Origin of the sequence: Imperialibacter sp., from assembly GCF_040222815.1 — a bacterium.
Taxonomy (GTDB): Bacteria; Bacteroidota; Bacteroidia; order Cytophagales; family Cyclobacteriaceae; genus Imperialibacter.
The window spans coordinates 179,463-203,650 of record NZ_JAVKCH010000025.1; the positions used below are offsets into that span (position 1 = coordinate 179,463).

Consider the following 24,188-nt stretch of genomic DNA (forward strand, 5'->3'; position numbering starts at 1 on the left):
TTTTATTGAATCAGTTCGAAGGAAAGGTAATGTTGCGTGAGCCCGAAGTGTTTGTCTTTGCTCAGTAGCGTCAAATTGTGTTCAATAACTTGCTGCACAATAATTAAATCGGGTATCCCAACTTTATTTACGCCGTTGCTGATATTCAGTGCCTGATATTTTCTGATGAGAGACCAATCAATATCCAATTCAACTAACGGGATAGCATGCAGACTATTGATTACGTCGGTTTGCTTTAATTTCTCCAGGGGTGGAAGAAGCTCTGTTAAAATGAGTTCATTTGTGCATACAAGATCTTCCCGTATGTATGCTTCCAGCCTTTCGTAATTTCCCAGCCTGAAGAAGTCAATCCAGATAGAGCTATCGACTAATATTTTGGGACTTAGTCTCATTCTCGTTCCCGTAGCCGATCGAGGTCAATATCAAGGTCAATTTTCCCTTTAAATGATATGAGCTTTAACCTTTGATTTCGATTAATCATCTCCTCCAGGGCTTCCGTTACCAGCTGACTTTTGGTTTTTGCGCCGGATATCTTCATGGCTTTATCGATTAGCCCATCGGGTAAATCCAGAGTAGTTCTCATAGTACATCAATTTATATGCAAGATAGCATATAAAACGGTGTATTTGCCTATGAGTTCACTGATTGAAAATAACAATGCCGGGCCATTCACTCAAACAACCCCAGCTGTCCACCCTTTAAGCTCTTTGGCGGTTTTGCCTTTCCCTTCACCGTTCTGCCTCCGTAGCGCCAGCTATTCTCTCTTTCCTGCCTGATCACGTCGTCAAGACTGCCTGTTGGCTCAAAGTCTTTTTCCAATGCCTGTGCTGCTTTTGTCAGCGAATTCAATGCTTTTAACTTGTCGCTGTGGCCCAGCTTTGCTTTTTCAATTGAAGTTCGCAGCACGTCAATACTCTCGTCGTATATCTTAGTCGGCACGGGAAAAGGATGCCCGTCTTTTCCACCATGAGCGAAACTAAACCTGGCAGGGTCGCTGAAGCGGGAGGGGGTGCCATGGATTACCTCGCTCACCAGAGTTAACGATTGGAGCGTACGTGGACCAAGGCCCTCAAGAAGCAGCAGGTTTTCAAAATCATGTGTAGGCAACTCCTGCGCAAGCACCAGCACAGCACCCAGTCGTTTGAGGTCAACATCCTTCGCTTGCACATCATGATGGGAGGGAAGTTTGATCTTTTTGATCTCGGCAAGCATTTTGTCTGGATGCTCTTTCGAAATAGCGATGATTCCATTCTTTGATTTGTCAGCTTCCCTGGCCGTAAGATTTAGTATCTGCCCCTGGTTTCGGCCATATACAAACGTATGAGGCTCTTCGGTAAAGCTCTTCAATTCAGAAGAATGCCAGTGGTATCTTCTTGCATAGCCAGTGGCATCATTCATTCCCTGCTGGACAACAGACCATTCTCCCGTATCAGTTAGCACGAAAGAATGAAGATAAATCTGGAACCCATCCTGAATAGCCGTATTGTCCACTTTGGCCGAAAGCCGACTACTTCGAACCAACTCAGCGCCGTTGAGGCCTGTTTTGTCAGCAATAGCCATGAGCTCATTCGGGGTGTTGCGGCTGTGCTTGCCCCGACCGCCACAGATGTAGATGCCAAGTTCCTTCGAAATCGGGTTGATTGACGACTTTAAGGCACCCATTACAGACGTTGTAATACCCGATGAATGCCAGTCCATGCCCATTACGCAGCCCAGCGATTGAAACCAGGCAGGGTCGCTCAGGCGCTTGATCACCTCTGCTTTACCATACTCCAGCACAATGGCTTCTACTATGGCGCCACCTAACAGAGACATGCGCTCCGCCAGCCAGCGGGGCACTGTGCCATAGTGAAGAGGGAGATCGGCGTGGCCTGAGCGTTGCATATGTCTAAAGTTAAGGCTATTAAGCTGTATACTTTTTTTTGACCAATAAAAAAGTCGGATTTGCACACATGCTTTTCATTCCCTTCACCTGATTGGCGCTTTGGAACCAATGGCAAGGCCGATTTGAAAGCCCATGACCTTTAAATTTTTTGGGTAAAAAACGCCTGCATCATCGATATTCCTTTACATTCCGACGTAAATTCAATAAAATAGCCGCTTTATACCTACTCAAAATGTATTGAAGCTTATGCCTGGCTGAATGAGCATTATCGTCATTGGCCGGTCAACGCTGACCATCTGTCATGAAAAAAATTGTCACCGTCTTCCTGTTCTCAGCGCTTTTACTAAACTGCCAGCCAACTGATCAACGATCTTCCGATCAAACTGTAGAACCTACTGGCGTGGACAATGTCGCCTACAAATGGGGCAAAATGGCCTTGAAGGCTACTGCGAACGACACGGAAAAGTTCAGGCCACGTCCTACTATTACTTCCCGTTACCTGGGGCTGATCTTTGTGTCAGTTTTTGACGCATGGTCCAGGTACGACGAAAAAGCAACGCCTGTTTACCTTTCCGGAGTTGAACGAAGACCTGCCGATGAACAAACTCTGAAAAATAAAGAGGTTGCTATCAGCTACGCAGCTTTCCGGGCAATGAATGAATACTATTTTTCTGACGAGCCCATGTTCCGGGATTTTATGAAGGAGTTGGGGCTTGACCCCGATAACGAATCGCTGGACGCCACTACACCAGAGGGAATAGGCAACCTGGCTGCCAAAGCAGTGATTGAAGCACGAAAAGGCGACGGTGCCAATCAATATGCAGAGGAAGAAGGTTCCGGTGGTCAGCCCTATTACGACTATACTGGCTATGCGCCGGTAAACACCGTTGATAAGAATGTGGATCCGAATCGCTGGCAGCCCAAGTATTTCTCCGATGGCAAGGGGGGGAAGTATGCACCGGGTTGCCTCACGCCTTTCTGGGACAAAGTAAAGCCAGTGGCGCTGAAGTCAGGAGATCAGTTTCGCCCGGGACCGCCACCCATGGTAGGGTCTGAACAACTGGAAAAAGAGGTGTGGGAGGTAATAGATATGCAGGCCAACCTCACCGACGAGCAGAAGGCTCTTGTGGAATTTATGCGGGACGGCCCGCAGTCGGTGCAGCAGGCCGGGCACTGGTTGAAGTTTGCTCAGGACGTGTCTGTACGGGACAACCACACCCTTGACCAGGATGTGAAGATGTACTTCTACAATCAGGTAGCAGCCATGGACGCCTTTATTGCTTCCTGGGATTCAAAGATGTTCTACGATTATGCAAGACCTTATGCGTTGGTGCATCAATACTACGATGACCAAAAGATCAAAGCCTGGGGCGGTGAGGGAAAGGGCATGATTGAAATGACAGGCAGTCAATGGCGACCCTATTCTCCCGAAACCTTTCTATGCCCGCCATTTCCCAGCTATGTTTCTGGCCATAGCACCATCAGCGGTGGCTGTGCTGAAGCGCTAAAGCTATGGACGGGCAGCGATGAGTTTGGCTCCGAGTCGGTTTTAGTGGCGGGCGCTATGACGGAACCTGACAACCTCGGTGACACCGTAACTTTGCGATTTCCAACATTCACTCAAACGGCTGAAATGGCTGGCATCTCCAGGGTGCTTGGGGGGTATCATATCCAATCCGACAATATTGAAGGACTTAAGCTGGGCCGTGAGGTGGCGAGAGAGGCCTGGAAGTTCTATAAGATGCATGTGGGAGAGGAGTAGGAGGTAGTTAATGGTATGAATTGTTGGTGGAAATTGCCTGGTAATTTTCATCTTTCGACACCACATTGCTCAAATGAAAGTTGCCAACTCACAATTATCCGACCTTCCTTTTATCTTCCATCTGTTCGAAGAATCAATCAGGTATCAGGAGGCAAAAGGCTACCCAGTCTGGCGCAACTACGACAAGGGAGCAATCATCAGAGACATTGAGCAAGGCAATCAGTACAAGGTGGTTGCCGGAGACGATGTACTGATTGTTTTCAGTGTTGCTTACGCCGACAAGGTAATCTGGCGGGCGATGGATCAGGGCGACGCCGTTTATCTGCACCGTATTGTGGTGAACCCTGCTTTCAAAGGACAGAGGCTTTTTGGTCACGTTATGGATTGGGCGAAGAGCCATGCCAGGCACAAAGGTCTTAGCGCTGTAAGAATGGACACCTGGGCAAACAACCCTACCATTGTCAACTACTATCAGAGATTCGGCTTCACCTTCGTCGAGAACTATATTACGCCCGATAGTGAGGAGTTGCCTGTCCATAACCGGAGACTCGGGCTGACCTTATTGGAGCATAGGTTGTAATGTTTTGGTTAAGATATTTCTTGTAATTATTGTATCTTCCATCTGAAATCAACCGGTTACAATTATTTCCAGTTTACTCATAACTTATCCAACATGAAAAGTACTTCAATTAAAGTTTTCGGACTTTCAGTCCTTTTTGTTTTTGCTGCACTTGTTTATGCTCAGGCGCAGCCTAAAAGCCCCAAAATGACCGCCAATGGAAAGGTTGGCGATGCAAACATTACCATTGAGTACAGCAGCCCTTCAGCAAATGGCAGAGAGATTTGGGGTGGACTTGTGCCCTACGGCAAGGTTTGGCGAGCAGGAGCCAACAATGCTACTACCTTTGAAACTGACAAAGACATCATGGTAGGTGGCAACAAACTTGCCAAAGGCAAGTACAGCATCTACATCATTCCGAGTGAAAAGGAATGGCAGGTGATATTCAACAAAGAAGTGGGGCAATGGGGTATTAACAGAGACGGCACCAGCACCAGAAAACCTGAGAGTGATGTTTTCATAGTGAAGACTACACCTATGGCAGCCGACATGCAGGAGTCGCTTTCTTATGCGGTGGCAGGAGATAGCTTTACCATAGCATGGGAGAAGCTGAAGGCATCAGTACCGTTAAAATAGGAAGCGTTTTCTTCTCATACAGAATACCCGCTGGCTTGTGGATTTTGAATCTTCACCAGCGGGTATTTTTTTGTGGTCTGCTTTGCCGGTCCGGCATAAGCCTGTTGTTTTGGAAAGCTAACCGATGAACCAGGCAATAAATACTGTTGATTCCCCTTATACTCCTTGGCTCACCTTTCGGTGGTATCAAATTGCTTATTGGCAAGCGCCTCTTTCTTGCCTTCCAGAGGAATTGTGATCGTAACGGAAGTACCTTCATCGGGCGCTGACTCAACTTCTATCGACCCGTGCAATATCTCAAGCTGTGCTTTTACGAGGTACAGGCCTATCCCACGCCCCTCTACGTGCGTGTGAAATCGCTTGTAGAGCTTAAATAGCTGTTTTTTGTAAAGCACAGCGTCAAACCCCAGCCCATTGTCGGTGATTTGTATGACTGCACTGTCGTCTACTTCCCAACTTTTTGCTTTTACCACCAGGCTTCTGTCCCACGACTGGTACTTGATAGCGTTGCTAAGTAGGTTATGAAAAATGCTTTGAATCATAGACTGCACAGTGAATATCTCGGGCAGCGTCGAAAAATCACTCTCAATTGTCTCACTCCCTGTGAGACTTTCTTTCAATGAGCGAATACTCTCCTGCCACTCCTTTTCCAGGTTCACATGCTCTCGATAATGACTGGGTGTCGTTCGTAGATCCAGAAGCTGCCCTAAGTCTTTAATGATTTGATCAAGGTCTTCTGCCGTGGTGCCCATTAGCCCGACTAGTTGCTTTGAACTTGTGTCATCCTGCTCTCTGCTTGCCAAATCGGACAAGCCGAGCAACCGGGCGACCGGCCCACGAATATGGTGAGAGACCGTATACGAAAACTGCACCAGCTCATTGTTATATTTAACAAGCTCCTGGTTGGTTTTCACAAGCTCGTTTGTTTTCTCTTCCACCAGCTGCTCGAGACCCCGGTTAAGCTCGCTGATCCTTTCGTTGTTGGCAGCAAGCTCTTCCGATTGCACCTGAATGCGCTGGTTTTTTTCCACAATAGTGAAGTGCAATGCCTTAATTCTTCTATAGAAGCGATAATAGGCAATGGCCACAAAGCTAAGCAGTGCGAGGCCGGCGAGGCCCACGATCAATAGCAGAAACTGCTGATCCAGCTTCGATTTCTGTAGGGCAATCTGATTGTCAGCCAGCTGCTTTTCTTGCTGTAATGCCCTGATATCCCTGTCTCGCTGGTCAATCTGGTGCATCTTTTCAAGGTTGGCGAACTTTCTGCCTATATCAGATTTGTGCAACGAGTCCTTTAACTGACTAGCCTTCATAGAGTAGGCCAGGGAGGCTTCGAATTGTCCTTGAGCAGCCAGCAGATCCCGCCGGGTGTTGAAGCACATAATCAATACCTCATTGGCTTCAGTCAAACCGCAATAGTACTCAGCCTTGTCGAGGAAGTAAGTCGACGCTTTGAATTTTTTTAGCTTAAAGTAGGCATCAGCCAGCCCCCAGTTAACTTGCGCAAGGCTGTAGTCTGAACGAGCTTCTTCAGCAAGATCGAGACTCCGGCCGTAATAGAGCAGTGCCTCTTCATACATCTGTTGCTTCACCCTCAGATAACCCAAATACATCAGGGCGTCGCTGCTCCCCCTTTTGGCATCAACTGCCTGAAAAACATAGAATGCTGAGTCCAGATTGGTTTGTGCCTCATCAAACCTGCCTAATTCTGTTAGCGTTGCCCCCTTTAGTAGAAAAGACGTACCGATTTCCGCTCTCAGTTGGGTGTTAGTTTGCAGAGCTATGACTTCATCTGCCAGCACCACGGCTTGAGGGAAGTCACCCAATCGATAGTGGATCCATCCCATGGTGGTGATAATGCTGCGAACTTCTGCATTGTAACCACGCAGCTTGCAGAGCTCAAGGGCAGGATACAAATGATCAAGGGCTAGCTCGTACTCAGCTCGGTGGGCAAATTCCAGACTGAGGTCCATTTGCAGGGTTATATATTTGCGGATGAGTGACTTTTCCAAAAAAAAGCTGCTGGCAGAGTCCATGAGGGTCATTGCGCCGTCCACATCGCCTTTTTTAAACAAGATTAGCCCCTTGATATGAAGAATGTCAAAACGGCTTTCTTCATACTCGTTGGCGCTGGCCGCAATCTTTTCTGCAGCCGAAAGAATGCTGTCTGCGGCAATTACATTGTTGCTTCTAATGTTGTTATTCGCCTTTAGCAGAAGGGCTTCAATCAGCAGGGCTTTTTTAGGCAGTGTTTTGCGTAGTGCAATGGCGCTGTCGAGGTATGTTTGCTGCTTGTTAATATCGTGTCGCTGTCCGTAAGCAGCACTCATGTTGCGGTAAATTTTTGAGAGCGTAGCAGGATCTGACCCGTCTTCAAAATAGGCAAGGGCCTTGTTGAAGAAATACAGGGCTGAATCGGTGGCTACTTCTTCCAGCGACAGGTTGCCAAGCTGGAGAAGCGAGTAGCCTGCGTTTTTCGGGTCTCCGATCTGCTGCGACAGTCGCAGACCCTTGTGTAAGTGAACATGGGCAGGGGCAAGAAATCCGGAGAGGTATTCATTAACACCTTTGTACGTATAGGCTACGGCTTCTCCCTTGCGATAGGCAATCTTCTTGCTTAATTCAATCGCCTGTCCATTGTACTGTTGAACCTTCTCATTATCGACGGTGATGAACTCGTAGGTGAGCTGATTGAGAACATCAACTTTTGCTTCATTTTTTGACGTCAACAACACCTGTTCAAGACTATCGGTAGTCGATAGCTGGCTTAGGCCTGTGCTGCTGATGCACAAGGAAAAACACAACAAAGCGAAACATCTAAAAGGAGGCATTGATTGAACTAAGGTCGGATAGATCGAAGTCTCTTCTGATCAAGAGTCATAGCTTACCCTTGTCAAAAGATCACTATATAATACAAAATTTTAACGATATATCATCATCCAGAAAGCTTCGAAAAGGTTACTAATTGAGCCGTTGGTTTCGAGATAGTAGCTGCAAAATAACGTAAATGAACAGTCATAGTCAAAAACACTTAGAAGGTATTAAACTGATTTTCAGCACTTTTAGTTGATTTTAGAGACTATAAAGGAGAGAGGAAAGAAGGTCAAATTTGCGGATTGTTTTTGTTGTGCCCGGCAACACCAATCTGTCTGGCAGGAGTAATCTACAGATCCACATTTGACTTTTATTTTTTACAAATTTCCACTTGCAAAGATGGCTGGCTCAGGTTCGAATGGAGTCGGTTAACTTCCATAAAGGGTGGGCAATGGGCTGATGCTGAAAACAATGTGAAGTCTCCCTATTTATAGCTATATTCCTGATGTATGCCGGATAGTAAATACCCTACCCTGAGCTGGTGACGCTCAGGACAAACATCGGAACAGCTATGATCGATTTTTTAAGCTTTTGCAACAGGCTTTCCCCACTCAATCAGCAAGCCTCAGAGGATTTGCTGAAAAAACTAAAGAGCCGAACGATTGAAAGAAATGATTTTATACTGAAGAGGGGAGAGGTGTGCCGTCACCTGTGCTTTGTGGACGAAGGGCTAACCAAAACATTCTTCACCAGCGAAGACAAAGAATTCGTTATGCGCTTCTTCGCTGAGCATTCCATGCTTACCGTGCTCGACAGCTTTGTGTCCGAAATGCCGTCGAATTATGGAATGCTGGCATTGGAAAAAACGAGGGTTACCTATATCAGCAAGCCTGACCTGGAGCAGCTTTGTGCCAAACGCCACTGTGTGGAGACTTTTTTCAGGAAACTGGTGTCCATGGCGGCGGCCAATATGATGAAAAGGGTGAGTGAAATGCTGGAAGATAACGCTACTGCCCGCTACAACCACTTTGTAACGGAGGAAGGGCAGCTCCTGCAACGGATCAGCCTCGGCGACCTTTCTAACTATTTGGGTGTCACACAAGTAACCCTCAGCCGTATCAGGGCAAAGAAGTGATTTTTTAACATTTGTAAAAAGACGGCTCAGCTTTTCTTCGAAAGTTTGTGTCAACCAACTTTTTACAACCATGCAAACATCAAAATCAACCAGAATTTTTAGCCTGGTCATTGTCATAGGCTTCTGTATTGTCATGCCGACGATTGGCTATATCAACATCGGGCTTCCGCCAGTGATCATCGTAGGAGGATCTGCCATCGTCGGCTTCCTGTTTTGGTATTTCACCTACCTTAAGAATCCTACTGATCCAAAAATCATTTTGCCGTTGTTTTTGCTCACAGTGGCAGGTCTGCAAATTCATATCATTGAAGAATATGAAACCGGATTTGCCCCAGCCATGAGTCGGCTCTTCGAAATCCCCTGGACAGAAAGGAGCTTTTTGCTCGTCTTTGCCCTTGTGGGCCCGACGGTCTACACATTAACTTCACTCGGCCTTTATTACCGTGTGCCGCTGGCGGGCTTTATCGCCTGGTTCATCTTCATCGGGCCGGGTGTGGCAGAATTCACCCACTATGTCTTTCCGTTGCTAACGCCCAGCCTGGAGCCTGGCAATGTGAGTGACATTACCCAAACCATTCATGGAGTGGAAGTAGCCAATATGCCTAACTACTACTATAAGACAACTGGTAACTACTACTTTTCGGGCATGTGGACCGCCTTTCTGCCCATGATACCAGGCATCTATTCGATTTACAGGCTGATGAAGGAGCACCGGTTGCAAGCGGAATAACGGCCTTGCTGGCAATTTTATGTATCGTACCTACGGCACCCAACGAAAAAAGGACGTTACATGGTGAGCTTACCGGTGTGTCGTCCCTACGGGACTACGGCTAGCCGCTTACCTCGTTGTTGTTTAATCCCTACAGAAGTGACTACATCTGCCCAGTTGCTACCACAGGCGCCTTGACAAGTCCCATAGGGACGACACCCCGGTAGCCCGGGTGTTGGCAGCGAGGCAGAGTGCCGTAGGTACGACACATATAAGTTCGCCGATCCCTCTGCATATTTAGTTTCGTATTGAAAGTTGGGGGAAATGCAGAATTGGTGAGGCAGCGTTTCCCGCTCAGCGTTTCCCGCTCAGCGGATTGTGCAGTATATTTAGGCTCTTATCTCGGTACATTAAGTATGAACACCAAAATTATCATGACACTGGCAGCCGTTGTATTGGGGACTGCCGGAATTGCCCTAACCTTTATGCCTGACGCCATATTGAATTATGCCGGTATGGAGCAGAGCGGAACCGCACTATTGCTGATGCAAATACTGGGCGCCTTGTACTTCGCTTTTGCCATGCTCAACTGGATGAGCAAAGGCAGCCTGATAGGAGGGATATACAATCGGCCAGTGGCAGTGGCGAATATGACTCACTTTCTGATTGGCGGACTGGCCCTGGTAAAAGTGCTGATGTCAAATCCCAATGCTTCCTACCTTATGTGGGGAGTAGGGGTCGTTTACGCAGCATTTGCGGTATGCTTTGGCATTATTTTGTTCCGCCACCCGGTTAGAGAGGCGAAATGATGAAATATGAAGCTGATGGTGCGAGTATAGTGGGCGTACAATCAATGGGACAACAAACCGGCGGCCGTGGCAAAGATACCCAAGAAGAGACAGGTTATTATTCGCTCTTCCACATGGCATGCCAACATGTCGAAGAGCGAAATTACAATATTTAAGGGCCAACACACAGAACATAGGTACGATTCTTACCTGAACTTTAACTAACATTACAAAAGCCACAAATGAGCTTCCTCAACGCAGAATGGAGAAAACTGGCTATTGCGAATTACGCAATTGATCCAAGAGTATTGGCCAGGTATATTCCACCCAAAACCGAATTGGATTTTTGGAACGGCACCTGTTATATTAGTCTTGTGGGATTCATGTTCTTGAACACCAGGCTACTTGGAATACCCATTCCATTTCATCGTAACTTCGAAGAAGTGAACCTGAGATTCTATGTTAGATTTAATGGCAAAGGTGAATGGAAAAGAGGAGTGGTGTTTATCAAGGAAATTGTTCCTAAACCAGCGCTGACTTTTGTAGCGAATACAGTTTACAAGGAGCATTACCAGACTATGAAAATGTCTCATGATTGGGTCGAGCACGAAAATAGCAGAACTGTAAAATATTGTTGGTCTCTTAAGGGTGAAGAGAATGCCTTTTCAGTTAAAGCAGCTCTTGATCCAACAGTTATTGCACAGGGCTCTGAATCTGAATTTATAACTGAGTACTATTGGGGATATACAAAGGCAGGGAAAAATTCATCTTTTGAGTATGAAGTAACTCACCCAAGGTGGGATTGCTATGAAGTTTCTGAATATAAGATAGATGTAAACTTTGGATCAGTATATGGAACCGAATTTAGTGAACTCTCCAACCTTAAGCCGACATCCGTTATGCTCGCCGAAGGGTCTGAAATAACTGTTGAGAATAAAAGGACGATATAAGAGGATCGGTACTATAGTACCTTTGAATGAGTATGAATTCTGAAAGACAAATTGTTCGAAAGCTTGATCTGTTTCCACACTATCCTTCGATATTGTTCTCCTTTTTCTACCTATTCTTTGTTCTGTATCTTTTGAAAGTATCGTTCGAGTATCAATCCGATATTATGTTCGATCTAACGCCAGTTCTCCTTACTCTCGGCGCATTAGTCATCCTTTCTTTTCAAATTCCAGGCTGGGTCAACTTCGTCAAATTCTTTAGAAAAGAGAAGAATTTGGTCATTATGATAGAGCCTGGCCACCGGGTAACGGTTAGAGGCCAATTGATTGAGAGAAAAGAGATCAAAACAATTATGCATTTTAAACACATTATCCGCAGAAGAGGCGCTGCTTTTGACTTGGAGTACGTTGCAATTATGCTTAATGCCAAAAAAGCATTGCCTATCGTTATTTCTGAACTGATAGTCAGCCCAAGTGAGTTGATCGAACTACTGGACATAAATGATAAGTGTGTTGTGTCAGAGAAAAGATTTTATCATTTCGTTTAGTCCGTTGCTTGTCACCCCACCGGCAACCTCACCACCATCTCAGTAAATACCCCTTTTTCTGAATACACATGGATGCGGCCTTTGTGGCGGTAGATGATCTGGCGGCTGAGGCTAAGGCCAATGCCGGAGCCGTCCTTTTTGGTAGAAAAGAAGGGAATAAAGATTTGCTCCAGCTTGTCGGGGTCAATGCCCCTGCCGTTGTCTTTGATGGCTATGTCCACCCAGCGGTCGCCGGGTTCAAAGCGCCAGGCAATGAGCGGAGCTTCGTTTCCCTCCAGGGCATGGATGGCGTTCGTCAGTAGGTTGATAAACACTTGCTCCAGCAGCTTGCGGTCTCCTTGTATGGTCAGCTCCGCACTCTGCTCGGGCATTTGCACCTGAATGCCGACTTTTTGCAGTTCTGAAGCCATCAGCAGGTTGATGGAGCTGATCATGCTTTTTACTTCAATCGACTTCGGTTGCAGCTCCGGCACCCGGGTAAAGCGACGGTAGTCTTCCACAAACTGGAGCAGGCCTTTGCTGCGCAGTTGTATCGTTTCGAGCGATTCCACCATGTCGCTAATGGTTTCGTCAGTAAGATCAGCCACTTTTTTGGCTTTGCCATTGGGCTGCTTCAACACCATGATCATTGTTTCGGTGAGCGACAGGAGAGGAGTGACCGAGTTCATGATCTCGTGGGTGAGCACCCTGGTCAGCTTGATCCACGCTTCCAGCTCCTTCTGGTCAATCTCGTTGGCAATGTCCTTGATGGTAAACAGCCGTATACTTTTGTCGATCAGCTTGAAGGCATATAGTGATACACTCAGATATTTTTTGTTGCCACTGATGGTGATCTCCAGCAGACGACTTTCGCCGTGGCTGAGCTGCAGCAGTTGGGCCATCGCCTCGGAGTTTTCCGTTTTCAGGTTTCTCCAGTTGGCCACATTGGGGATGTCGAGCAGGCTTTGTGCTTCTGGATTGATCAGGTCAATATGCTCTCTATCATTCAGCGCAATAATGCCTGTAGGAATATGCTCCACAATGCCCTGCAAATAGAGGTACTGCGCTTGTCTGGATAGCTCTGACTCTTGTATCGTGTCAAGGATCAGGTGAAAAGCTTTGTGCAGGCGTTTTTCCGAAGGGTCAATTTTGTCCTGGCGGAAACCGACGGTAAAGTCCCTGGTTTCAATGGCCTGCAAAAAACGGGTGAGGTTATCATTCGTTCGCCGGATAAACCGCCACAGGTCGTTGACCTGAAAGATGAGCACGACTACGAGCACTATCGGCGTATAAACCAGCTCGAATTGCGTCCACGAATAGGCGATCGCCACAAGTGTCGCCAGTACAAGGCCAGTACGGATGGTGAGCCACAGAAGGAATCTATTTAATACCATACTTCTCCATTCTGCGGTAAAGGGCCAGCCGGTCGATGCCCAACTCACGGGCTGCCCGGGTCACATTGCCCTGGTGTTTCTTAAGTGCTTCGTTGATCAGCTTCAGCTCGTTTTCCTGTAAGTTCAACGTTTCGGGCGGCGAGTCAGTAGCAGCTGTCTTGGACGGGCTCAGGTCAAAGTAGTTGATGGTCGAACCCTCGGCCATAATCACGGCCCGCTCCATGGTGTGCATCAGCTCCCGGATATTGCCAGGCCAGTGGTGATCGGTCAGCTGCTTGTTTGCCATATCAGAAAGCTGTAGCGCTCCTTTTCTGTACTTTTTGGCAAAGTGGCTGATGAAGTGGCTGGCGAGCAGAAGGACGTCGTCCCGTCTTTCTCTCAGCGTGGGCAAAGTAATTTCAATGGTATTGATGCGGAAGAGCAAATCCTGCCGAAACTCCCCTTCGGCAACCATTTGTGCCAACGGCTGGTTGGTAGCGCTGACCAGCCGGAAGTCGATAGGGATGGGTTTGTTGGAGCCCAGCCGGGTGATGGTTTTTTGCTGCAGCGCAGTCAGGATTTTGGCTTGCGAGGCAGCGGAAAGGTTGCCGATTTCGTCAAGAAAAAGCGTGCCTCCTTCGGCAAGCTCAAACTTCCCGGGCTTGTCTTCCTTCGCATCCGTGAAGGCACCTTTCACGTGACCGAACAATTCACTCTCAAATAGCTTTTCGTGCAAAGAACCTGTGTCTACCCTGAAAAACACCTGGTTGTTACGGGTGCTGAGGCTGTGCAGGTAGCGGGCCATTACATCTTTGCCTGTGCCGTTCTCTCCGAGTAATAGTACGTTGGCGTCTGTAGGTGCTACCTTTTTGATGGTCGCCAGCACTTGTTTGAATGCAGGTGAAGTACCAATCAGTTCTTCTTCCAAGAGCTTGCCGCTCTCGGTGATGTCGGTGCTAATCGCTTTGTACTTTTCAGCATTTTTTTCTGCTGATTTTAGCTTCAGGGCATTCTGGATGGTGGCCAGCAATTTCTCATTTGACCAGGGCTTCACCACGAAATCAGCGGCTCCGGCTTTCATGCCTTCCACAGCCAGGTTGATGTCGCCGTAGGCAGTGAGCAGAATAACCTTGAGAGATGGGTCTTTGTCCAACAGATTGGTCAGAGCCCGCAGCCCTTCCTCCCCAGTGTTGTCTCCCCGCTGAAAGTTCATGTCCAGCAACACCACATCCGGATCAAACTGCTCCATCAGGTCGAGTGCCTCGCTGGGATGCACGCTGGTTTTTACACCCTCATAATGATGTTTGAGTAGCATCCGGGCTGTGGTCAGCACGTCCCGGTCGTCGTCTACAACGAGTATTTTGGACGGGTGAAGAGGCATTGGGGGGTAGTAGTTATTGGATGGTGGTTAATAGTTATTGGCTAATGGTGTTCATTTTTACGGTTATTGCGAGGCACTGTGAAATTACCCATTGTGTGAGATAGCTCCCGTGCCGTGGCAACCTTTCTGTTAAATACGATCATTAGGTTTGTGTTGACCTCCAACCAATTGCCACCTTCATTCACGGAACCAGCACATAGGTCATCAGGATTTAGCCTACTCGCAACTACCGTTACCATAGGGCAATGACGTTGCGAACGAAACTGTATCAAAAACAAACACTTTTTTGTAGCAAAAACAAACACTTAAGCCAACTATATTTTATGCTGTATTTGTAACAATTTGAAAATAAGCAACTTAAAGTTAATGGCACAACATTTTCTTAACTGGCTGGCATACTATTAACTTTAGCGCCATGTTCAGAAACTATCTCATCACCACCATTAGAAGCTTCCGCAGAAACATCAGCTACATGCTGCTCAACGTTTTTGGCCTTGCCCTGGGCATTGGCTGCTCCCTTGTGATCTATAGGGTGATCACCTATGAACTCAGCTATGATAAGCACCACGAGAATTTCGAACACATCTATAGGATTACACGTGCCGACCACCAGCCCGACAAAGTTGAACATGGCTCTGGAGTACCGCATCCACTGGGTAAGGCGCTGCGTGAAGACTATTCCTTCATTGACGAAGTGGCCAGAGTTGATTATCAGTATGGGGCCATTGTGGCCTCCTGGGAAGGCGATCAGCAACTGAGAAGGCTCAGCGAAGATGTTGGGATAGCCTATGTAATACCTGAATTTTTTAAGGTGTTCACTTTCGAGTCGGTGTCAGGTGATCTTGCCAGGGGAGTGGAAGAGCTCAACTCGGCAGTCATATCAGATGAGTGGGCAAAGAAGTATTTCGACCTGACAGGTGAGACGGTCGAAAGTGTAATTGGCAAAAGGTTGACGATTAATTCCAAGTTGTCGGTCACCATTAAAGGCATTTTTAAGGCACCTCCCAAAAACAGCGACTTCCCGTTCAAACTCATGATTCACTACCACAACCTCAAGGACATGAATCCTTACTACGAGGATGGCACGAGGTGGAACAGTACCAGCAGCTCTACTAACTGTTATGTGTTGATTAAGAACGAAACCGATAAGGCACAACTGCTGGCGTCTTTTCCTGAGTTCGTTAAAAAGTACTACGACGAAGACGCTGTGGAAGAGCTGGAGTTTGGTTTGCAGCCGCTGTCCGACGTGCACTTCAATGGCGAGTACGAAAACTACGGCGACCGCACCATGGACATGCGACTGATCATGGCGCTTGGCGTGGTAGGTTTGTTTCTGATTATCACAGCCTGCATCAATTTCACCAACCTTGCGACGGCTCAGGCGGTAAAAAGATCCAAAGAGATCGGCATCCGTAAGGTAATGGGTGGCCACCGTGGGCAGCTTTTGCTCCAGTTCTACAGCGAAACCTTTATCATCACTGCCATAGCAGCACTGATCTCTCTGGCTATTGCTGAGTTGTTCCTTATCCAACTTGAAGAAATACTGGGTTACAGATTGTCGATTGACTTGTTGTCAAATACAGAAATGCTGGCGTTTCTTATCGCAGCGGTTTTTGCTGTCACTCTGCTCGCTGGATTCTATCCCTCAATGATACTATCAAGAATGAATCCGGTGCTGGCAATCAAAAATAAAATTACTTCCGACAGGCATACTGGGGGGCTTTCGTTGCGCCGGGCACTGGTAGTCATTCAATTTGCCATCAGCCAGGCCCTTATCATAGGCACCATCGTGGTGCTAATGCAGATGCGTTTTATACAAAGCCAGCCTTTAGGATTTGAGAAGGACGCCATCATCAACGTCTACATACCCGATCAGGAACATCCTCAAACACTTGAGACCATGCGAAACAGGCTGCTGGGTGTGAGTGGGATTGAAGACGTTACTTTCTCCCTGGGCGCACCGCTTGCAGGCAGCAACTCGAATTCTAATTTCAGCTATCCTGATGGGGGAGTTACCGATCAGTACAGTGCCAATTTTAAGGTGGCTGACGAAAACTATATCGACTTTTACGGTCTACAGTTGTTGGAAGGCAGAAGCACACGGCCTTCTGATTCGCTCAATGCCGTCGTTATCAATGAGCAGGTCATGCACATCATGGGCATCGATAACCCAGCTGAAGCAATTGGTAAAAAGCTTAGAACGGGCTTTGGTGGAGACAAAGAAGTAGTGGGTGTGGTAAAAGACTTTCACATTTTCTCACTTCACTCCGAGCTTAGGCCAGCCATGATTATCTATTACCCCAATGCATTTTATGAAATGGGAGTGAAGCTTTCTACCGCCGGTGATGCGGTGTCTAAAATAGATAACCTGGTAGCTGAAGTTGACAAGGTATGGAGCGAAACCTATCCCGACTTCATTTTCGATTACGAGTTCCTCGACAAGCAGATTGCCGACCGCTACCAAACTGAGAAAAATGTCAGCCAGCTGTTCCTTATTTTTTCGGGCATCGCCATTTTCATCGGAGGATTGGGACTTTACGGTTTGATTTCCTTCCTGGCCAACCAGAGGGTCAAAGAAATTGGCGTTCGTAAAGTGTTGGGTGCCAGCATGGGCGAAATCATCTTCATTTTCAGCAAAGAAGTGGTTGTGCTGCTGGGCGTGGCTTTTGTGGTCGCAGCGCCGCTTACCTACTGGGTCATGCGGGGTTGGCTCGATGACTTTGCCTACAGCACGCCGTTCAGTCCGGTATTCTTTGTATTGGCCATCAGCGTATCCCTTGTTATTGCACTGGCAAGCACAGGCTACCGATCGTTTCTCGCTGCCCGGGTCAATCCAGTGGAATCATTGAGGTCAGAGTAGTCATTTTTCACCTCTTAAAAGCCAAGGATATGATCAGAAATTATATCATTACCACGCTTCGCACTTTCCGGAGAAACCCCGGCTATATGTTCCTCAATATTTTGGGACTCTCACTCGGCATTGGCTGTTCACTGGTGGTTTATTCGATCGTGTCGTATGAGCTGAGCTTTGATAAACATCATGAAAACTACAGCCAGATTTATCGGGTAACACGCTCGTTTCAGGAGCCCAACAAGCGCTATCATGCTACCAATGTGCCGCATCCATTTGGAAGCGCACTGAGAGAGGAGTCTCCGTCCGTTGACGAAGTGGCGATGGCGCATTATCAATACGGAGGTGTGGTAGCGTCATGGGATGGCGACAAGCAGCTCAAAAAGCTGAACGAAGAGGAGAACATGGCCTTTGTGACGCCCTCTTTCTTCAAGATCTTCACTTTTCCGTCATTGAGCGGAGACCTTGCCAAGGCGGTAGAAGAGAGCAACTCGGGGGTTATTTCCGACGAGTGGGCCAGGAAATATTTTGACGTGAGGGGTGATGACTGGGAAAGCGTGATTGGGAAAGTTATTTCGATCAATGCTCGCCTTAGTTTAACCATTAGGGGCGTCTTTAAAGCACCGCCGAAAACCAGCGACTTTCCCTTTCATCTGCTGATGCACTATGACGATATCGCTGACTTGAGTGATTACTATCAGGAAGGCAAATCGTGGAGCAGCATGAGTAGCGCTACCAACTGCTTTGTGCTTGTAAAGGATCAGACATTAAAAAGTAACTTACTAACAACTATCTCGAAAATTTGGAGTCAGCATCACTCAGAAGACGAGGTTTCGAGGACCTCGTTCGATTTGCAGCCGCTTTCCGATATCCACTTTAATGCTGACTATGGGAATTATGCCGGCCTTGCAGTGGACATGGATCGTTTGTGGGCCCTTGTTGCGATTGCAGCGTTTCTGATCATTACTGCCTGTATCAATTTCACCAACCTTGCCACTGCTCAGGCTGTTCGGCGCTCGAAAGAAATAGGCATCAGAAAAGTGATGGGCAGCCATAAAGGACAGCTGGTGTTTCAGTTTTATTCGGAAGCGTTACTCATCACACTTTTTGCAGGGTTTTTAGCCCTGGCTGTGGCTGAAGTGTTTCTTATACAGTTACAGGACATTCTCGGCTATCGCCTTTCCGTTGACTTGGGCAGTCACCCGGATGCAATGCTATTCCTTGGAGGAGTGGTGCTGCTGGTTTCGCTAATGGCAGGTTTGTATCCTTCGCTGGTGTTGTCAAGAATGAATCCGATTCTGGCCATAAAGAACAATATATCAGGAAGGCATGCCGGGGGACTGTCAGTAAGAAGAGGGCTGGTGGTTGTGCAGTTTGTTATCAGCCAGGCATTGATCATCGGCACGCTGGTTGTATTTCTGCAGATCAGGTACATGGAAAACCAGCCTCTGGGCTTCACTAAAGAAGCCATTGTTACCACCTATTTAAGCAACCCCAACCCAAAAGATGTTGAGGAGCTTCGTAACAAGATTAACAGTATTAGCGGGGTGGCCGATGTGACATTCGGCATGGGCTCTCCAATTGACAGAAACACTGCCAGTGGCGATTTCAGCTATCCCGATGGAGGAGTGACTGAATCCTATAGCGCCAATTATAAAGTAGTAGACGAGCACTATGTCGACTTCTTTGATCTGGAGCTGATTGCGGGTCGAAATATCAGACCGTCCGACTCTTTGAAACGCATTGTTGTTAACGAGCAGGTACTGAAATTCATCGGAATTTCGAGTCCGCACGATGCCATTGGTAAAAGCATAAAATCAGGGTGGGGTGGAGAGAAGGAAATTGTGGGTGTGGTGAAGGATTTTCATGTGCAAAGCCTTCACAGTGAGCTGGAGCCCGTGGTTCTTCTTTATTATCCTCCCGGCTTTTTCGCCATTGATATAAAGCTGGATGCCAGTGCGTCCTCTTTGGCGGGCATGGAAAATACGATCTGTGAAATTGACAAAGCATGGCTGCAAGTTTACCCTGAGTCTATTTTTGACTACACATTTTTGGAAGACGATATCAGTGCTGCCTACCAGTCGGAGCGGAACCTTAGCAAGCTGTTCACTATTTTCTCCGGTATGGCCATTTTCATAGGGGCTCTGGGGCTTTTCGGACTTATTTCTTTTGTGGCCAACCAGCGAGTGAAGGAGATTGGTGTGAGAAAGGTGTTAGGCGCCAGTATCCTTCAGATACTCTTTATTTTTAGCAAGGAAACCGTGCTGCTGCTGGCGGTCGCTTTTGTCATTTCCAGTCCTATTGCGTTCTGGTTGATGAATGACTGGCTACAAAATTTCGTCTATCGCATGGATTTCAACCTACTGATCTTCGTTGCAGGCTTTGGATTCACGTTGGTCATCGCATTGATTAGCACAGGCTATCGGGCACTCAGGGCCGCCAACTCCAATCCGGTGGATTCTCTCAGGTCGGAATAGGGGGGGTAGTGTATGTAAAAACCCGGTCACGTAGTACAGCGATACTATTTGACCAGGTTTGGTATTTTTCAAAAGCACATATTGCTTCCCAAGAAGCTTGGCTATTGGGCTATAAGCTTTTCAATCTCTTTATTAGCATTGTTGATTGCAACTTTCTCCTTATGCTTAAACCACTTGTCTCCCCTCATTTTAAGAAGCAATTCGTCGAGGTGGGTAGCAACTGTCACGTTCCAGCCACCCTGCACCCGATCCTTCACCCTTGGGCTCAGGCACCTAAGGCTCATACTAAAACCGCTGCCTACATATTCAATATGGTGCCACCAGCCGGATGGAATAAAAATGGTATCGCCAAACTCAAGCACAGCCTCTCTTCCTTCAACATATTTCAACCCCGGGTACTTGTCGTAGTCGGGTTTTTCAATGTTAACAGCAGTGTGCACGTTATATGGAAATCTGTATAGTAAAGTTGAGTACTTAGGATCAAACAGCACTACTCTTTTCTTTCCGGTGAACTGGGTAAGGAAAACGCATGACATATCCATGTCCTGATGAATGCGAGTCACCGACCCATCGCCACCAAAAAACATGAAAGGAAAAGACCTTAAGAACCCGGAGCATATCTTAGGGAATTCGAAGTCTTCGAACAGGCGCTTATTCTGCTTAAAGGGGTTGAAAAGGAACAAACGCTTCTTTGTTGGCCCTTTTTCTATTTCATCCAGGTACTCCCTGAACTTTAAGTGATAGTCTGGCTTTTTGAAAGAACGATCAGCTCGCTCCAGTGCCCCATCGAACACGCCCACCTCCATATCGCCCATTTCGTCCTTAAAGAACTGGAAATTCCATTTCTTACTGGCCGGGTAGCCATCCACAAGCCCTTTGAGGACTACCGGTTTTTGAGGGTAATAGTAATTTTGCTCGAATTCCTTTCTGGTGATATTATGCACCACGTCAATGTTCTGCTGGATTTTGACACTCATAGCGTGAATAAAAATTCTTAATCTGTAAATGAATATTTATCAACGATTAACAACCGCCTTTACAGACGCAAAACTAACAGTAAGGTTGGTTTAAATTATTAACTCAATTAAAAAAATTCAAACAAAACCTTGACTAGTCAATTAAGTCACCCCACACTTGTTCAGATTTCATGCCAGAAAGAATGAGGAGAAAGCAGGCTGTCATTTTGGTTGACAACAATAAAAAATAAATATTTATTTGCTTTGAATCGCACTTTTTGCCACCTTGCACAGCATTTAAATCAGTAATAGTAAAATATGCCTGGCCACAGGTCGTTAATTCTCAACTTTGCATCCCACAAATTTCTTAATTAATTACCCTCAAGTCAGATTTCTACAATTACCAAAATGCCACTAGCATAGCATTTATTACAATCAATTAATAATAACAATGGAAGGAACAGTAAAATTTTTCAACAATTCAAAAGGTTTTGGTTTCATTAAGCCATCAAATGGCGGTGAAGACATCTTCGTTCACGTTTCAGGTCTAGTTGACGAAGTTCGTGAGAACGACGAAGTGACTTTTGAAGTTGAGCAAGGCAAAAAAGGCATGAACGCCGTTAATGTCGAAGTAGTGCGATAGTAAAAGGAATCGATAGATATACTTTTTTTATTAAAAGACACTATAAGAAACCACCTTCGGGTGGTTTTTTTTATGCTTTAACTTAGCGGAAAGTCCCTGTTCGGAGCCTTTTAAGTGTTACGTTTGCTTGAGGGGTGAGGATAAGTGTAGTAAGTTTAGCAAATGACAACCAATGAATACTGTTAATGAAGAAGGACAAGAAGCAATTTGATATTACAAGGCCTGACAAAATCCTCATGGCGGGTTTGCGGACGCTTGGAACCATAGGCGACAACCTTACCTTCAACTTGTATTCTACTCTCAAAAGTGAATCAAAAGGAAAAGCCCAAACAGTTTTTATTGGTAAGAAAAAGCTGGAGAAGGTGGCCATTCAGCTGTTTGAGTACAGTGCTGACGACTGCATGGAGCTGGATCAACCAGAAGACTTTTCAGCACTCCAGTCACCTGATCCAAAAAAATCTTATTGGTTGAATTTCCATGGTCTGCACGAGGTGTCGCTTTACGAAGACCTGTCGAAGGCAATGTCTTTTGACCGCCTGATGGTGCGACAAATGCTCGATACCACCCAGCGGCCCAAAGTAGAGGAATATGATAAGTACCTGTTTTTCAGTGTAAAATCGATCCTGCAAACCGAGCAACAAGAGCTAAACATTGAGCAGATCAGCTTTATCCTGGGAAAGAACTACATCATTTCGCTGCAGGAAGAAGAAGGGGATCATTTTGACCACATCAGGTACAAGATCAGAGAGAAGTTGGGCATGGTTCGCCACCGGAAAAGCGACTTTTTACTGGTGCAGTTGCTCGACGCCGTGCTGGATAACTATTTTGAGACCATAGACGCATTCAATTTGATAGTGGCTGAACTGGAAAAAGAAGTGCTAAAGGATCCGACGCAGAGCACACTACTCAAGCTGGAGAAGTACAAGAAGGACACGCAGCTGATCAAAAAATCGCTGATGCCTTTCAAGGAAGCGCTGACTAATATTCTCAACGGTCGTACCAACTTTATTGAGAATGAGAATGAGAAGTATTTTCATGACCTGCTCAATAGCTGCAAAAATGCTATGGACGAGATAGAGTCTACCAGTAAAAGCCTGGAAAGCCTTGCTAATATCTACTTTTCATCCCTCAGCCAGAAAATGAATGAGACGATGAAGGTGCTGACCACGGTGGCTACCATTTTCATTCCGCTCACTTTTATTGCGGGCATTTATGGAATGAACTTCGAATATATGCCCGAGTTAAAGTATCGCTATGGCTATTTTGTGGTTTGGGGAGTAATGGGAGCAGTGCTTATTCTTATGTTGCTCTACTTCAAACGCAAGAAGTGGCTTTGAAAAATACCCTGCTAAACAGGTAATTTCATTGCCTGTCCGGGTTTCGTCTTTTACTGCTATATTCGTGCTTTTAACCTAATATATTATGGAACTAAGAAGTAAACTATTTGGAGTGATCATCGCTTTGGTCGCCTTTATGGCCGGATGCACTCAGCAAAAGCCCCAGGAAACTGAAGGACAAGATGATAAAATGGAAGCACAAACCATCGACCTTCTCGTTGGGGTGTATACAGGTGGTGGCAGCAACGGTATTTACCAGCTACAATTCAACACAGCAACCGGTGAATTGAGCGACAGCCTTCTGTTGGTGAAGACTACAAACCCATCTTACCTGGCAATCAGCAAAGACAGACAGAGTGTTTTCAGTGTGAATGAAACCCAGGAAGGCGGCGTTAGTTCTTTTAGCTGGGACCATGAAAATAACCAACTTGTTGAGGTGAGTAAGCTTTCAACCGAAGGGGCACACCCTTGCTATGTTGACATCAGCCCGTCGGGCAGGCAGATAGCAGTGGCCAACTATAGCTCTGGTAACCTGGCTGTGTACCAACTCGGTGAGGGACTTGCTTTGCAAGCTTCTCCACAGATTCGTCAGCATGAAGGTAGTGGGCCCGTGGTGCCCAACCAGAAGGGTCCGCATGCACATTGCAGCATTTTCAAGGGCGGATACCTGTATGCAGTGGATCTTGGCATCGACAAAGTTCTTGCCTACCCATTCGCTGCTGATGGTTCCCTCGGTGAAGCCCGTGTTGCTTTTGAATTGCAGCCGGGAGACGGCCCGAGACACCTGATATTTCATCCAACAAAAGCGATGGCTTTCGTAGTTAATGAGTTGTCCAGTTCTGTGGTTTCCCTGAAAGCCGATTTGGACAATGGCACGTTTGAGGCAATTGATAGAAAAAGTACAATACCGGATGACTTCACCGAAAGAAACTCCGATGCCGACATACACATTACTTCAGACGGAAAATTTCTCTATGCATCCAACAGAGGACACCATAGTATAGCTATGTACGCAGTAGCGGATGACGGAAGCCTGACCAGTTTGGGTAATGAACCGGTAGGGGGTAAGACACCCCGTAATTTCACGTTATCACCTGACGAAAAGTTTCTTCTTGTAGCCAATCAGGATACCAACAACATAGTTGTGTTCACAAGAAACACGGAAACAGGCCTGTTGGCTGCTACTGGCAAGGAGTTTTCTGTATCCAAACCAGTTTGCCTCAAATTTTAAGTAGCGTAAGAAAGTAAAATATGCCAATGAAAAAGGTCTCCGATAAAGGAGACCTTTGCTTTTTAGTGAGCTGTGAGCCCAACGCATTCGGTAAGTATATCTGTTTTTGACTATTTCAAATGGAAAGCACAATGCCCAAAAAAGCTACCAAGCCCAAAATCAACCAATTGATCACTC

At 46.5% G+C, this 24,188-nt stretch carries 20 protein-coding genes; 13 read left to right on the forward strand and 7 right to left on the reverse strand.

The annotated features are described in order from the left end of the window. Positions 1–2: 2 nt before the first annotated feature. The 3 genes from RIF36_RS13650 to RIF36_RS13660 all read right to left on the reverse strand — a co-directional run bounded on the left by RIF36_RS13650 (position 3) and on the right by RIF36_RS13660 (position 1,884). Entirely contained in the window at positions 3–392 is a 390-nt protein-coding gene (locus tag RIF36_RS13650; RefSeq protein WP_350119359.1) for a PIN domain-containing protein, read from the reverse strand. Next, positions 389–583 carry a type II toxin-antitoxin system VapB family antitoxin gene (locus tag RIF36_RS13655; protein WP_350119362.1) on the reverse strand — a complete coding sequence of 65 codons (195 nt, stop codon included), beginning with the start codon at positions 581–583 and terminating at the stop codon, positions 389–391. The genes RIF36_RS13650 and RIF36_RS13655 overlap by 4 nt, the downstream gene beginning before the upstream one ends. An 86-nt stretch (positions 584–669) precedes the next feature. Beyond that, positions 670–1,884: a DUF763 domain-containing protein gene (locus RIF36_RS13660; protein WP_350119365.1), complete on the reverse strand. Its 1,215-nt coding sequence runs from the start codon at positions 1,882–1,884 to the stop codon at positions 670–672. A 302-nt stretch (positions 1,885–2,186) separates the two neighbouring features. Here RIF36_RS13660 and RIF36_RS13665 point away from each other — a divergent pair, with 302 nt between their 5' ends. The 3 genes from RIF36_RS13665 to RIF36_RS13675 all read left to right on the forward strand — a co-directional run bounded on the left by RIF36_RS13665 (position 2,187) and on the right by RIF36_RS13675 (position 4,842). Then, entirely contained in the window at positions 2,187–3,647 is a 1,461-nt protein-coding gene (locus tag RIF36_RS13665; RefSeq protein ID WP_350119368.1) for a vanadium-dependent haloperoxidase, read from the forward strand. Positions 3,648–3,720: 73 nt separating this feature from the next. Next, on the forward strand, positions 3,721–4,227 hold the full coding sequence (locus tag RIF36_RS13670) for a GNAT family N-acetyltransferase (RefSeq protein ID WP_350119371.1): 507 nt from the start codon (positions 3,721–3,723) through the stop codon (positions 4,225–4,227). Positions 4,228–4,320: 93 nt separating this feature from the next. After that, positions 4,321–4,842: a DUF2911 domain-containing protein gene (locus tag RIF36_RS13675; protein WP_350119374.1), complete on the forward strand. Its 522-nt coding sequence runs from the start codon at positions 4,321–4,323 to the stop codon at positions 4,840–4,842. A 170-nt stretch (positions 4,843–5,012) separates the two neighbouring features. Here RIF36_RS13675 and RIF36_RS13680 read toward each other — a convergent pair whose 3' ends face one another. After that, complete coding sequence (locus RIF36_RS13680) at positions 5,013–7,673, reverse strand: ATP-binding protein (RefSeq protein ID WP_350119377.1); 2,661 nt, start codon at positions 7,671–7,673, stop codon at positions 5,013–5,015. 554 nt (positions 7,674–8,227) lie between these two features. On the opposite strand from RIF36_RS13680, the gene RIF36_RS13685 reads away from it, so the two are divergent. The 5 genes from RIF36_RS13685 to RIF36_RS13705 all read left to right on the forward strand — a co-directional run bounded on the left by RIF36_RS13685 (position 8,228) and on the right by RIF36_RS13705 (position 11,783). Beyond that, positions 8,228–8,791, forward strand: coding sequence for a Crp/Fnr family transcriptional regulator (locus RIF36_RS13685; RefSeq protein WP_350119380.1), 564 nt, complete (start codon positions 8,228–8,230; stop codon positions 8,789–8,791). 70 nt (positions 8,792–8,861) lie between these two features. Further along, the gene (locus RIF36_RS13690; RefSeq protein ID WP_350119383.1) at positions 8,862–9,521 is read left to right on the forward strand and encodes a hypothetical protein; all 660 of its coding nucleotides are present in this window, start codon (positions 8,862–8,864) and stop codon (positions 9,519–9,521) included. Between the two features lie 395 nt (positions 9,522–9,916). Further along, on the forward strand, positions 9,917–10,309 hold the full coding sequence (locus tag RIF36_RS13695) for a hypothetical protein (RefSeq protein WP_350119385.1): 393 nt from the start codon (positions 9,917–9,919) through the stop codon (positions 10,307–10,309). Positions 10,310–10,530: 221 nt separating this feature from the next. Then, complete coding sequence (locus tag RIF36_RS13700; RefSeq protein ID WP_350119388.1) at positions 10,531–11,238, forward strand: YqjF family protein; 708 nt, start codon at positions 10,531–10,533, stop codon at positions 11,236–11,238. A gap of 26 nt (positions 11,239–11,264) precedes the next feature. Then, positions 11,265–11,783 (forward strand): hypothetical protein, encoded by a 519-nt coding sequence (locus RIF36_RS13705; RefSeq protein ID WP_350149363.1) that lies wholly within the window; start codon positions 11,265–11,267, stop codon positions 11,781–11,783. An 11-nt stretch (positions 11,784–11,794) separates the two neighbouring features. On the opposite strand, the gene RIF36_RS13710 is transcribed toward RIF36_RS13705, so the two are convergent. Both RIF36_RS13710 and RIF36_RS13715 read right to left on the reverse strand, forming a co-directional pair. Next, positions 11,795–13,156, reverse strand: coding sequence for a sensor histidine kinase (locus RIF36_RS13710; protein ID WP_350119394.1), 1,362 nt, complete (start codon positions 13,154–13,156; stop codon positions 11,795–11,797). After that, positions 13,143–14,516 (reverse strand): sigma-54-dependent transcriptional regulator, encoded by a 1,374-nt coding sequence (locus RIF36_RS13715; protein WP_350119396.1) that lies wholly within the window; start codon positions 14,514–14,516, stop codon positions 13,143–13,145. Before RIF36_RS13715 ends, RIF36_RS13710 begins: the two co-directional genes overlap by 14 nt. Before the next feature lie 415 nt (positions 14,517–14,931). On the opposite strand from RIF36_RS13715, the gene RIF36_RS13720 reads away from it, so the two are divergent. Together RIF36_RS13720 and RIF36_RS13725 are read left to right on the forward strand one after the other, a co-directional pair. Then, positions 14,932–17,376: an FtsX-like permease family protein gene (locus tag RIF36_RS13720; RefSeq protein WP_350119399.1), complete on the forward strand. Its 2,445-nt coding sequence runs from the start codon at positions 14,932–14,934 to the stop codon at positions 17,374–17,376. Positions 17,377–17,405: 29 nt separating this feature from the next. Next, positions 17,406–19,844, forward strand: a complete 2,439-nt coding sequence (locus RIF36_RS13725) for an FtsX-like permease family protein (RefSeq protein ID WP_350119402.1) — start codon at positions 17,406–17,408, stop codon at positions 19,842–19,844. A gap of 101 nt (positions 19,845–19,945) precedes the next feature. On the opposite strand, the gene RIF36_RS13730 is transcribed toward RIF36_RS13725, so the two are convergent. Continuing rightward, positions 19,946–20,821 carry a cupin-like domain-containing protein gene (locus RIF36_RS13730; RefSeq protein WP_151996717.1) on the reverse strand — a complete coding sequence of 292 codons (876 nt, stop codon included), beginning with the start codon at positions 20,819–20,821 and terminating at the stop codon, positions 19,946–19,948. Positions 20,822–21,251: 430 nt separating this feature from the next. Here RIF36_RS13730 and RIF36_RS13735 point away from each other — a divergent pair, with 430 nt between their 5' ends. The 3 genes from RIF36_RS13735 (at position 21,252) to RIF36_RS13745 (ending at position 24,011) form a co-directional block, all read left to right on the forward strand. Continuing rightward, complete coding sequence (locus tag RIF36_RS13735) at positions 21,252–21,443, forward strand: cold-shock protein (RefSeq protein WP_151996716.1); 192 nt, start codon at positions 21,252–21,254, stop codon at positions 21,441–21,443. A gap of 185 nt (positions 21,444–21,628) precedes the next feature. Continuing rightward, a complete protein-coding gene (gene corA / locus RIF36_RS13740; RefSeq protein WP_350092834.1) occupies positions 21,629–22,780 on the forward strand; it encodes a magnesium/cobalt transporter CorA in 1,152 nt (383 codons plus the stop codon). A gap of 85 nt (positions 22,781–22,865) precedes the next feature. Then, positions 22,866–24,011 (forward strand): lactonase family protein, encoded by a 1,146-nt coding sequence (locus tag RIF36_RS13745; RefSeq protein ID WP_350119405.1) that lies wholly within the window; start codon positions 22,866–22,868, stop codon positions 24,009–24,011. The last annotated feature ends 177 nt before the right edge of the window (positions 24,012–24,188 follow it).

What these genes read in the sequence shown, in the direction of transcription:
- RIF36_RS13650 (WP_350119359.1), bottom strand. Translation starts at nt 392, where the DNA reads ATGAGACTAAGTCCCAAAATATTAGTCGATAGCTCTATCTGGATTGAC.
- RIF36_RS13655 (WP_350119362.1), bottom strand. Translation starts at nt 583, where the DNA reads ATGAGAACTACTCTGGATTTACCCGATGGGCTAATCGATAAAGCCATG.
- RIF36_RS13660 (WP_350119365.1), bottom strand. Translation starts at nt 1,884, where the DNA reads ATGCAACGCTCAGGCCACGCCGATCTCCCTCTTCACTATGGCACAGTG.
- RIF36_RS13665 (WP_350119368.1), top strand. Translation starts at nt 2,187, where the DNA reads ATGAAAAAAATTGTCACCGTCTTCCTGTTCTCAGCGCTTTTACTAAAC.
- RIF36_RS13670 (WP_350119371.1), top strand. Translation starts at nt 3,721, where the DNA reads ATGAAAGTTGCCAACTCACAATTATCCGACCTTCCTTTTATCTTCCAT.
- RIF36_RS13675 (WP_350119374.1), top strand. Translation starts at nt 4,321, where the DNA reads ATGAAAAGTACTTCAATTAAAGTTTTCGGACTTTCAGTCCTTTTTGTT.
- RIF36_RS13680 (WP_350119377.1), bottom strand. Translation starts at nt 7,673, where the DNA reads ATGCCTCCTTTTAGATGTTTCGCTTTGTTGTGTTTTTCCTTGTGCATC.
- RIF36_RS13685 (WP_350119380.1), top strand. Translation starts at nt 8,228, where the DNA reads ATGATCGATTTTTTAAGCTTTTGCAACAGGCTTTCCCCACTCAATCAG.
- RIF36_RS13690 (WP_350119383.1), top strand. Translation starts at nt 8,862, where the DNA reads ATGCAAACATCAAAATCAACCAGAATTTTTAGCCTGGTCATTGTCATA.
- RIF36_RS13695 (WP_350119385.1), top strand. Translation starts at nt 9,917, where the DNA reads ATGAACACCAAAATTATCATGACACTGGCAGCCGTTGTATTGGGGACT.
- RIF36_RS13700 (WP_350119388.1), top strand. Translation starts at nt 10,531, where the DNA reads ATGAGCTTCCTCAACGCAGAATGGAGAAAACTGGCTATTGCGAATTAC.
- RIF36_RS13705 (WP_350149363.1), top strand. Translation starts at nt 11,265, where the DNA reads ATGAGTATGAATTCTGAAAGACAAATTGTTCGAAAGCTTGATCTGTTT.
- RIF36_RS13710 (WP_350119394.1), bottom strand. Translation starts at nt 13,156, where the DNA reads ATGGTATTAAATAGATTCCTTCTGTGGCTCACCATCCGTACTGGCCTT.
- RIF36_RS13715 (WP_350119396.1), bottom strand. Translation starts at nt 14,516, where the DNA reads ATGCCTCTTCACCCGTCCAAAATACTCGTTGTAGACGACGACCGGGAC.
- RIF36_RS13720 (WP_350119399.1), top strand. Translation starts at nt 14,932, where the DNA reads ATGTTCAGAAACTATCTCATCACCACCATTAGAAGCTTCCGCAGAAAC.
- RIF36_RS13725 (WP_350119402.1), top strand. Translation starts at nt 17,406, where the DNA reads ATGATCAGAAATTATATCATTACCACGCTTCGCACTTTCCGGAGAAAC.
- RIF36_RS13730 (WP_151996717.1), bottom strand. Translation starts at nt 20,821, where the DNA reads ATGAGTGTCAAAATCCAGCAGAACATTGACGTGGTGCATAATATCACC.
- RIF36_RS13735 (WP_151996716.1), top strand. Translation starts at nt 21,252, where the DNA reads ATGGAAGGAACAGTAAAATTTTTCAACAATTCAAAAGGTTTTGGTTTC.
- corA (WP_350092834.1), top strand. Translation starts at nt 21,629, where the DNA reads ATGAAGAAGGACAAGAAGCAATTTGATATTACAAGGCCTGACAAAATC.
- RIF36_RS13745 (WP_350119405.1), top strand. Translation starts at nt 22,866, where the DNA reads ATGGAACTAAGAAGTAAACTATTTGGAGTGATCATCGCTTTGGTCGCC.